This window comes from Candidatus Obscuribacterales bacterium, from assembly GCA_036703605.1.
GTDB lineage: Bacteria > Cyanobacteriota > Cyanobacteriia > RECH01 > RECH01 > RECH01.
Window position 1 is genome coordinate 1 of sequence record DATNRH010000411.1, and the last position, 3,035, is coordinate 3,035.

3 protein-coding genes are annotated in these 3,035 nt (G+C 52.9%); all 3 read right to left on the reverse strand.

The features are described from left to right. Nucleotides 1–244: 244 nt before the first annotated feature. The 3 genes from V6D20_08475 to atpD are packed head-to-tail and all read right to left on the reverse strand — an operon-like array spanning nt 245 to nt 2,358. Entirely contained in the window at nt 245–547 is a 303-nt protein-coding gene (locus V6D20_08475) for an AtpZ/AtpI family protein (GenBank protein ID HEY9815816.1), read from the reverse strand. Nucleotides 548–567: 20 nt separating this feature from the next. Beyond that, nucleotides 568–948, reverse strand: a complete 381-nt coding sequence (locus tag V6D20_08480) for a F0F1 ATP synthase subunit epsilon (protein HEY9815817.1) — start codon at nt 946–948, stop codon at nt 568–570. A 3-nt stretch (nt 949–951) separates the two neighbouring features. Continuing rightward, entirely contained in the window at nt 952–2,358 is a 1,407-nt protein-coding gene (atpD, locus tag V6D20_08485) for a F0F1 ATP synthase subunit beta (GenBank protein ID HEY9815818.1), read from the reverse strand. Between the last annotated feature and the right edge of the window lie 677 nt (nt 2,359–3,035).

Consider the following 3,035-nt stretch of genomic DNA (forward strand, 5'->3'; position numbering starts at 1 on the left):
AATATAAGATACCGATGACAAAACCAGCGATCGCTCCCTCGATCCAGGTTTGTCCGTCAATAAAAGATGTCCAGCTCAGCATAATAGTTACCTTTTTGTTGTTTCTTATGGTGCGATCAAATCTACTTAGACAATCTATGACATCAAGGCTTAGGTAGTATCCAAGTGCAGCGGGCGATCGAAGATAGGATGTTCCGGATATAAACCTTCAGCCAGATTGGATAGAGATGGAAAGGGACTGAAATTAATCATCTTGACTCTCCTTTTGAATCCAATACCAAGCATTCATGCAGCCGATAGCAACTCCAAACACCAAACCCATTAGCGTCCATGAATAGGGACTGCTCACATGGCGATCGATCCAGATGCCGAGGGCAATGCCCAACAGGGCAGGAATGGTGACCGACCAACCCACCAGGCCAAACATGCCGAACCCATACCAAACGCTGTGGTTGTGACGCTGGGCTAGCAGCTTACGCGTGACTTTTGTGGCAATCTGATCGGGTAAGGTGCGTGAACGTTTGCGAGTGGGAGGATCAGGAGGCATGGGTTGAGATCTCCGAACATCTAGGATAGGTTGAGAAATAGGCGGGCCATGGAGGCTTCTAGTTTGGCTAGGGACGAGCGAGTCTGGCGTTCTTGGTCATCGAGGATGCGAAACTGGTGATCGACTAGCTCCCGTAGGCTTTGTAAATCCTGACCTTGGATGGCATGGCGGGTGGCCACCAATACCCCGTCCCCTTGCTTGACCAACAGCCCAGAATCCACCGCCAGCACATGGGTCTGACCATCGGGGCTGTCAAACAGCAAGATCCCCGGAGCCAGGGCCGTCACGTAGTCGATATGGTGGGGCAGCAGGCAAAAGGCACCGTTTTCAGCCTCAGCAATCACCTTGATGACCGGTTGGTCAACCAAGATTTTGGTGGGTAGGGTGACTTTGAGATGCATGGCTCAATCCTGGGCAGCAGGGGCTTCATCAATCGTGCCGATCATATAGAGAACCGTTTCAGGGCGATCGCTAAATTCATCGTTGAGAATCCGCTCACAGCCGTCTAGCACGTCCTCGAGTTCCACCAAGCGCCCCGGCAAGCCCGTAAATTGCTCGGTGGTGAAGAAGGGCTGGGTGAGGAATCGCTCCAGCCGCCGGGCCCGGTAAACCACCTGCCGTTCATGGCGGGCCAGTTCTTCTAGACCCAGCATGGCAATGATGTCTTTAAGTTCCTCATAGGTCGCCAAGGTTTTACGCACCGCCTGGGCAATGCGATAGTGGCGATCGCCCACCACCAGTGGCGTCAGCAGCTTAGAGCCAGACTGCAGGGGATCCACGGCCGGATACAGACCTTCGCTCACCCGTTTGCGCGACAGCACGATAGAGGTTGAAAGGTGCGAGAAAATATGGGCAGCAGCGGGATCGGTGAGATCATCAGCCGGCACATAGACCGCCTGCACCGAGGTGATGGAATGGCTGGGGGTGCTAAAAATCCGTTCTTCCAACTCCGCCAACTCCGTCGCCAGGGTTGGTTGATAGCCCACCCGTGACGGCAGCCGCCCCATCAGCCCCGACACCTCCGACCCAGCCTGGATGAACCGGAAAATGTTGTCCATCATCAACAGCACATCCCGATGGGCATCATCCCGGAAATATTCCGCCATAGTCAGAGCCGCATGACCCACCCGAAACCTTGCGCCGGGCGATTCATTCATTTGCCCAAACATCATCACCGTATTGGCCAACACCCCCGCTTCCTGCATCTCGCGGTAGAGTTCCTCGGCTTCCCGGCTGCGTTCACCAATGCCGCAGAAAATACTCACCCCCTCCAGCCGCCGCACCACGTTATGGATCATCTCAGTGATCAACACCGTTTTACCCACCCCAGCTCCCCCAAACAGTCCCGCTTTTCCGCCTCGCTCTAGGGGTGCCAGCAGATCAATCACCTTAATGCCGGTACGAAAAAGCTCGGTGGCGATCGCCCGTTCCTGAGATAGCTGAGGACTGGCATGGATGGATCGCCAATCACCGCCTTCGATCGGGGCTTTGCCGTCAATGGTCTGCCCGAAAACGTTGAACATGCGCCCTAATAAGCGATCGCCCACGGGAACCTGCAGGGAGGTGCCGGTGGAGGTGAGGCGATCGCCCCGCGCTAGTCCGGTGGTGGGCGTGAGGGCTAGTCCCCGGATGACATGGGGGGTGAGGTAGGTTTCGACTTCAATGGCAGTGGAGCGATCGTCCCGCAAAATGTCATGTAAGTTGGGTAATTGGTTAGGAAAGTGTACATCGACGACACTCCCTCGAATCGTTGCAATAGTCCCGCAGACGACCGTTGCATCTACGTTCGATAGATTAGAAGCTATGGTCATGAAAACGTGCCCTCCTCATTCATAAGCTGCCACAATGTACCTAGCTTATTTTTGAGTGGCAGGGCAAAACAAACTGTAATTACAGATGCTGCTTAGGATAGTCTTGCTTAGGATAGATGTCATGGTGCCTGACCTCTGATGCGATCGCCGTTGATGGCAGTCATAGCCTAGTGTGTGGGTATCTGGCTCTAGGGAGTCAGCGAGAGCCTGCTGATCCTGAAGAAGGGGAATAGAGCCACCCTACCTAGAAACGAATTTTTTCAAGGCTTATACCTAGAACCCAGCTACCTCAACGATTTAGATGGATATACAGCAAGGAATTCAAATCGCCCCCATCGTGCTCTCTTTCTGTATTTTAAGATACGACTGCCTACTTTTCAGATATGGTCAACACTTCGACACAACTTGTTTATGGTTTGTTATATAAAATCTATTTAGACAAGCCATTCATCTGTGGCAGTATCAGGATGCCTGTAGTCGGTGGTGCTGAATTGCCTATGATGTGCGCCTGACGAACCGTGAGCGAGACGCTCACACTCGTACTTCATGGACAATTTAAGAGTGAGTATCTTGCTGCCATTCCGATGTCATATTAAATCCGGTTGAATATCCACCTCTTAGGATAGCTTCCACCCACCCATGACATCCCGCCATTCCCTGAACAAAGGATGGACGTT